A 6,653-nucleotide genomic window follows, 5' to 3' on the forward strand; every position below is an offset into this window, starting at 1 on the left:
CTTCTCGCTACTGGTTCACTGCCGGCCGGGTGGCGGCGTTCGGGTCGGAACGGACCACCATGGCCGAGTTGAAGCCGCCATGGCCACGGGCCACGACCAGCGCGGTACGCAGCTCGGCCGGCCGGGGCGCGGCCACGACCAGGTCGAGTTCGTAGTCGGCGACCGGGTCGACGTTGATCGTGGGTGGGATCAGGCCCTCCTCCATCGCCAGGAACGCCGCCGCCAGGTCCAGCGGAGCGGCCCCGGAGTAGAGCCGGCCGGTCATCGTCTTCGGCGCGGTGACCGGCACCCCGAACGGCCCGAAGACCGCGACCAACGCCTGCGCCTCGACCCGGTCCAGGTGCGGCTCGCCGGCCGCGTCGGCGAAGACCACGTCCACCTCGGACGCATCCACCCCGGCATCTGCCAGCGCCAACTCGATCGCCGCCCGCAGCGCCGGCTCCCGACCAGAGTCGGGCCGCGGGTCGAACGTGGCGCCGTGTCCGGCGATCTCGCCGTACACCCGGGCGCCCCGGTCCGCCGCTGCCCGGGCCGACTCCAGGATCAGGAGCGTTCCCCCCTCGCCGGGTACGTGCCCGCACGCGCCCTCGTCGAACGGCCGGTACGCCAGCGACGGCTCCTCGCGGGTGCTGAGCCGCCCGCTGGTGTGCAGGGCCACCCAGCCCCACGGGCAGATGGTGGCGTCGATCGCCCCGGACACGATCATCGCGGTGCCCTTGCGGATCTGCCGTCTGGCCTGCGCCACCGCGTCCAGCCCGCCGGCCTGGTCGGCGACCACCACTCCGCTCGGGCCCTTCATCCCGTTGCGGATCGAGATCTGGCCGCTGTTCACCGCGTAGAACCAGGCGAACGACTGGTACGCGCTGACGTACTCGCTGCCCTTGCCCCACAGGTTCGCCAGCTCGCCCTGGCCGAACTCGAAGCCGCCGGAGAAGCTGGCGGTGATCACGCCCATATCGAACGCGGGCAGGTCCTGCGGCCGGATGCCCGCGTCCTCCAACGCCCAGTCGGCGGCGACCAGGGCGAGTTGGGTCATTCGATCGGTCTGCGGCAACAGCCGGCTGGGCAGGTGGGCCTCGGCGACGAACCCGGACACCTCGCCGGCCAGCCGAGCCGGGTACTGGTCCGGGTCGAACCGGGTGATCCGGCCGATCCCGCTCCTGCCGGCGCGGGTCGCGGCCCAGTAGGCGCGGGTACCGAGGCCGTTCGGGGCGACGACGCCCAGGCCGGTCACCACCACGGCGGCGCTCATGCGATGCGCCGGTCGGGACGGGCGAGCACCATGGCGCTCTGGAAGCCCCCGAAGCCACTTCCGACGGTCAGCACCGCGTCGGTGGCCTGGTCGCGGGCATGCAGCGGCACATAGTCCAGGTCGCATTCCGGGTCCGGTGTACGCAGGTTGGCGGTGGGTGGGACCACGTCGTGCTTCATCGCCAGGATCGATGCGGCGATCTCGATCGAACCGATCGCGCCGAGCGAGTGCCCGACCATCGACTTGATCGAGCTGACCGGGGTCCGGTAGGCGTGGTCGCCGAGGCTGTGCTTGAACGCGGCGGTCTCGTGCCGGTCGTTCTGCTTGGTGCCGGAACCGTGCGCGTTGATGTAGTCGATCTCGTCGACGTTCATCCGGGCCTCGTGCAGCGCCACCCGGATCGCCTCGGCCATCTCCAGGCCGTCCGGCCGCAGCCCGGTCATGTGGTAGGCGTTGCTACGGGTGGCGTACCCGGCGATCTCGGCGTAGATGTGCGCGCCCCGGCGTACCGCCCGGTCGTGTTCCTCGAGCACGAACACCGCCGCGCCCTCACCCAGCACGAACCCGTTGCGGGTGCCGTCGAACGGCCGGGACGCCGACTGCGGGTCGTCGTGCCGGGGTGTGGTCGCCTTGATCGCGTCGAAGCAGGCCATGGTGATCGGCGAGATCGGCGCGTCGGATGAGCCGGCGACCATCACGTCGGCCGAACCCTCCCGGATCAGCTCGGCGGCGTAGCCGACCGAGTCGATGCCGGAGGTGCAGCCGGTGGAGACCACGCCGGTCGGGCCCTGGGCGCCGACCGTCAGGGCCACCTCAGCCGCGAACGAACTCGGGACCAGGTGGTTGTAGAGGTGTGGCACGGCGTACGCGTGGTCGACCAGGTGCAGCCGACCGCCGTCGCTGACCACCCGGTACTCCTCGTCCAGGCCCATGGTGGCTCCGACGGCGCTGCCGATGGTGACCCCGACCCGGCAGAGGTTGAACTCCTCGATGTCGATTCCGCTGTCCGCCACCGCGCCCCGGGCGGCGACCACGGCGAACTGCGCGGCCCGGTCCATCCGCCGGGCCTCCTGGGGACTCAGGCCGTGTTCCTCGGGCACGAAGTCGATCTCCGCGGCGACACGGGACCGGAACGGGGTCGGGTCGAACAACGTGATCCCGCGGGTCGCGGTACGTCCGTCGGCGAGCAGTTCCCAGAACGCCTTGGTACCCATGCCGCCCGGAGCCAGCACCTCGACCCCGGTGATGACCACTCTGCGCCCGGTCATGCGGACGCTTCCCAGTTGTAGAACCTGGTCGCCATCGCGTCGGCCGGGGACCGCCAGGTCTTCGGGTCGTACGCCTCGATGTACGGCTTCAGGTCCTCGCTGATGGCGACGAACCGCGGGTCGGTCTTCGCCTTCTCGATGAGCTCCCCGCCGTTGTCCGAATTGAAGTCCTGGAGGTGGAAGTACAACCCCCGGTAGGTGAACAACTGACGTCGACGGGTACCCATGAGGTGCGGCATGTCGGTCTCGTCGAATGTGCCGAACAAGGCGGCGACGTCGGTGCTGGCACCGGGTTCCATCCGGGCAACGATCAACGTGCTGTGCATTGCATTTCCCCTTCTTCGGTCGGAGTTACGCCAGGGCCTTGATCTCGCAGATAGCGGTTCCGCTGGTCACCACGTGACCGATCTCGACGGTCAGCCCGACGATCGCGCCGGCCTTGTGGGCATTGATCGTCTGTTCCATCTTCATCGCCTCCATGACGACCAGCAGATCGCCTTCCGCCACCGTCTGACCGTCCCGGACCGCGATCTTGACGATGGTTCCCTGCATCGGCGCGGTCACCGCGTCACCGGACACCGCGGGCGCCGCCCTGCGGCTCGCGGGACGGGTGGTCCTGGGAACGCCCCCGGCCGACCGGGCGGACGGCACGCCCAGGTCCGGCGGCAGCGACACCTCGATCCTTCTGCCACCGACCTCGACCACCACGGTCTCCCGGCCCCGGTCGTCGCGCGGGTCGTCCGGGTGACCGTCGAACGGGAGAAGGTCGTTGACGAACTCGGTCTCGATCCAGCGGGTGTGCACCGCGAACGGCTCGCCAGCGAACGCGGGATCGACGACCACCGCCCGGTGGAACGGCAGCGTGGTGGCGAGGCCCTCGACGGTCAGCCCGCCGAGCGCCCGGGCGGCCCGACGCAGCGCGTGCGTCCGGTCCACCCCGGTGACGATCAGCTTGGCCAGCATCGAGTCCCAGGCCGGGCCGATCACCGAGCCGGCCTCGACGCCGGAGTCGAGCCGCACCCCGGGCCCGGACGGTGTGGTGACGGCACCGACGGTGCCCGGGGCGGGCAGGAAGTTGCGACCCGGGTCCTCGGCGTTGATCCGGAACTCGAACGAGTGGCCGCGCGCCGGCGGATCGTCGTACCCCAGGGCCTCGCCGTCGGCCATCCGGAACTGTTCCCGCACCAGGTCGATGCCGGTCACCTCCTCGGTCACCGGGTGTTCCACCTGCAACCGCGTGTTGACCTCCAGGAACGAGATGGTGCCGTCGGTGGCGACCAGGAACTCGCAGGTGCCGGCCCCGACGTAGCCCGCCTCGGCGAGGATCGCCTTGGAGGCGGTGTAGAGGCGTTCGTTCTGCTCGGGGGTCAGAAACGGCGCCGGGGCCTCCTCGACCAGCTTCTGGTGCCGGCGCTGCAACGAACAGTCCCGGGTGGACACCACCACCACGTGGCCGTGCCGGTCGGCCAGGCACTGGGTCTCCACGTGCCGGGGCCGGTCCAGGTACCGCTCGACGAAGCACTCGCCGCGCCCGAACGCGCCCACCGCCTCACGGACCGCCGACGCGTACAGCTCCGGGATCTCCCCCAGACTGCGGGCCACCTTCAGGCCCCGACCACCGCCGCCGAACGCCGCCTTGATGGCGATCGGCAGGCCGTGCTCACGGGCGAACGCGACCGCCTCGTCCGGCCCGGCGATCGGGCCCGGAGTACCGGCGACCAGGGGCGCGCCGACCCGTTGCGCGATCTGCCGGGCGGTCACCTTGTCACCCAGGACGCGGATCGTGTGCGGCGGCGGCCCGATCCAGATCAGGCCGGCGTCCAGCACCGCCTGGGCAAAGTCGGCGTTCTCGGACAGGAAGCCGTAACCCGGGTGCACGGCGTCAGCGCCGGCGCGGGCCGCCACGTCGAGCAGCTTGGCGATCTCCAGGTAGCTGGTGGCGGGGGTGTTCCCACCGAGCGCGTACGCCTCGTCGGCGGCGCGCACGTGCGGCGCATCCCGGTCCGGTTCGGCGTACACCGCCACGCTGGCCAGTCCCGCGTCGGAGCAGGCACGGGCAACGCGGACGGCGATTTCGCCGCGGTTGGCGATAAGCACCTTGCGCACGATTCGGCCTCCTGGTTGTGCACCCAGCGAAAGTGGCGTCGGAAGACGGGAGAATCGGTCTGCTGCGGCCACGGCCAATGCTTCTCGACCCGGTTCCGGCGTTCAATACGGGGCGCGGCAGGATTGGGTCAGCTTCTTGCAGTCGTGTCAGCGCGGTTCCCCGGTAAATAAAAGGCCGCGCCCGCGGATGTCAGGCCCCGATCGGCCGAGTGTCAGGCGAGCGTCAAGAATGCCGCCGGGAACCACATATGTGCCGGGGTCGGCTTGAACGGCCGAGACCGATGGGTGAGCCTTCGGGGTGAGACCCGGGCCACCCAACAGCAGGGAGTCGCGCATGTCCACGGTCGACACCGAGTATCTGGCCGCTGCCCGGCACGCGGCGGCGGTCCACCGGAGCGAGGTGGCCGCTCTGCTCGACCGCTACCTGGTCGGGCTCGACTCGGCCGGACTGGACGACGCCTGGGCCAGGTCGCTGTTCACCGCCGACGCCGTGGTCGAGTTCCCGGTCGGGCGACACCAGGGCATCGAGGGGCTCGCCGGGTTCCATCGCACCGCGATGGCGAAGTTCGACAGTACCCAGCACCTGAACTCGCCAGCAGTGGTCGACCTGGACGGCGACCGGGCCCGGCTGCGGACAAACCTGATCTCCACCCAGGTGCTGACGTCGCAGGAACTGTTCGTCACCGGCACCGCCGCCGACGGCGAGGCGGTGCTCACCGCGCACGGGTGGCGCCTGCGGTCGCTGTCGTTCCGGCTCATCTGGAAGACCGGCGAGCCGCCGAAGCCGGCGCAGCTCCGCTGAGGGCCAGTCTCCGGCCCGGGCCACGATCGTCGGCGCCGACCTGCGGTCGCGCAGACAGCTCCGCGCCGTGACCGATCCGGTACCGTACGTTCCGTAACCGGAGCAGACCGCGAAGGGACGCGATGCGTACCACCCCACTGGGATCCACCGGCCTGACCGTTCCGATCCAGGGCGTGGGCTGCATGCGCCTCGGCGCATCCCGTGGCCCAGACGACGACCGTGCGGCCGTAACACTGATCCACCGGGCGCTGGACCTGGGCGCCACCCTGCTCGACACCGCCGACCTGTACGGCGGCGGCCGCAACGAGGTGCTGGTCGGGCGTGCCCTGGGGCAGCGCCGCGCAGAGGCGATCCTGTGCACCAAGTTCGGTGTCGTGCCCACGCCGCACGGCGAACTGGGCGCCCGCGGCGACGCCGCGTACGTGCGGGCCGCCTGCGACGCCAGTCTGACCCGACTGGGGACGGACGTGATCGACCTGTTCTACCTACACGACCGGGACCACAGCGTGCCGATCGAGGAGACCGTCGGCGCGATGGCCGGGTTGGTCGACGCCGGCAAGGTACGGCATCTGGGGCTTTCCAACGTGGATAGTGCGGACATCCGGGCCGCGCACGCGGTCCACCCGATCGCCGCCCTGCAGTCGCAGTGGTCGCTGGTCGGCCGGGAGATCGAGAAGGTGCTTCCGGTCTGCCGCGAACTCGGCATCGGCGTAGTGCCGTACTGCCCGCAAGGCGCTGGCGGGCTGAACCTGGAACCGTACCCGCGCAGCCGCCCACCGCACATCGGCGAGGTCTCCCCCAGCCTGGAGGGCGTGGTCCGCGACATCGCCGGTCGACACGGGGTCCGCCCCGGGCAGGTCGCGTTGGCCTGGGTCCAGCAGCAGGCCGACGTGTGGGGGGTGGCGGTGGTGCCGATCCCGGGCACCACCCGGGTCGCCCACCTTCAGGAGAACGTCGCCGCCACCGAACTCGTCCTCGACGGGGCAGACCTGGACCGACTGGACCGGGCCAGCCGTAACGCCTGAGTCCGCCCCGACCGCACGGGCGACTGAGCGAGGGCCTGTTTCCTAAGGACTGGCCGGCCTTAGGAAACAGGCCCTAGTAGTGCTTTGTTAGGTCGGCGTGTCGTGGGGTCATCGGGGCGGTCTGGGTAGTTCGATGTTGCGGTGACCCCTGACGAGCTTTCGGTTGTGCGGCAACGGCTTGAAGCGTTCGCCGTGGATGT

6 protein-coding genes are annotated in these 6,653 nt (G+C 70.7%); 2 read left to right on the forward strand and 4 right to left on the reverse strand.

Translation table 11 applies throughout. From position 1 onward, the window contains the following. Window positions 1-7: 7 nt before the first annotated feature. The 4 genes from DLJ59_RS27860 to DLJ59_RS27875 are packed head-to-tail and all read right to left on the reverse strand — an operon-like array spanning window position 8 to window position 4,626. Entirely contained in the window at window positions 8-1,252 is a 1,245-nt protein-coding gene (locus tag DLJ59_RS27860) for a ketosynthase chain-length factor (protein WP_124776087.1), read from the reverse strand. After that, on the reverse strand, window positions 1,249-2,520 hold the full coding sequence (locus tag DLJ59_RS27865; RefSeq protein WP_124776089.1) for a beta-ketoacyl-[acyl-carrier-protein] synthase family protein: 1,272 nt from the start codon (window positions 2,518-2,520) through the stop codon (window positions 1,249-1,251). Before DLJ59_RS27865 ends, DLJ59_RS27860 begins: the two co-directional genes overlap by 4 nt. Beyond that, a complete protein-coding gene (locus DLJ59_RS27870) occupies window positions 2,517-2,846 on the reverse strand; it encodes a TcmI family type II polyketide cyclase (protein WP_124776091.1) in 330 nt (109 codons plus the stop codon). The genes DLJ59_RS27865 and DLJ59_RS27870 overlap by 4 nt, the downstream gene beginning before the upstream one ends. 25 nt (window positions 2,847-2,871) lie before the next feature. Continuing rightward, window positions 2,872-4,626 carry an ATP-binding protein gene (locus DLJ59_RS27875; RefSeq protein WP_124776093.1) on the reverse strand — a complete coding sequence of 585 codons (1,755 nt, stop codon included), beginning with the start codon at window positions 4,624-4,626 and terminating at the stop codon, window positions 2,872-2,874. Between the two features lie 334 nt (window positions 4,627-4,960). Here DLJ59_RS27875 and DLJ59_RS27880 point away from each other — a divergent pair, with 334 nt between their 5' ends. Both DLJ59_RS27880 and DLJ59_RS27885 read left to right on the forward strand, forming a co-directional pair. Beyond that, on the forward strand, window positions 4,961-5,428 hold the full coding sequence (locus tag DLJ59_RS27880) for a nuclear transport factor 2 family protein (protein WP_124776095.1): 468 nt from the start codon (window positions 4,961-4,963) through the stop codon (window positions 5,426-5,428). Window positions 5,429-5,550: 122 nt separating this feature from the next. Continuing rightward, complete coding sequence (locus DLJ59_RS27885; protein WP_124776097.1) at window positions 5,551-6,453, forward strand: aldo/keto reductase; 903 nt, start codon at window positions 5,551-5,553, stop codon at window positions 6,451-6,453. The last annotated feature ends 200 nt before the right edge of the window (window positions 6,454-6,653 follow it).

It is taken from the genome of Micromonospora inaquosa (genome assembly GCF_003857055.1).
Taxonomy (GTDB): Bacteria; Actinomycetota; Actinomycetes; order Mycobacteriales; family Micromonosporaceae; genus Micromonospora; species Micromonospora inaquosa.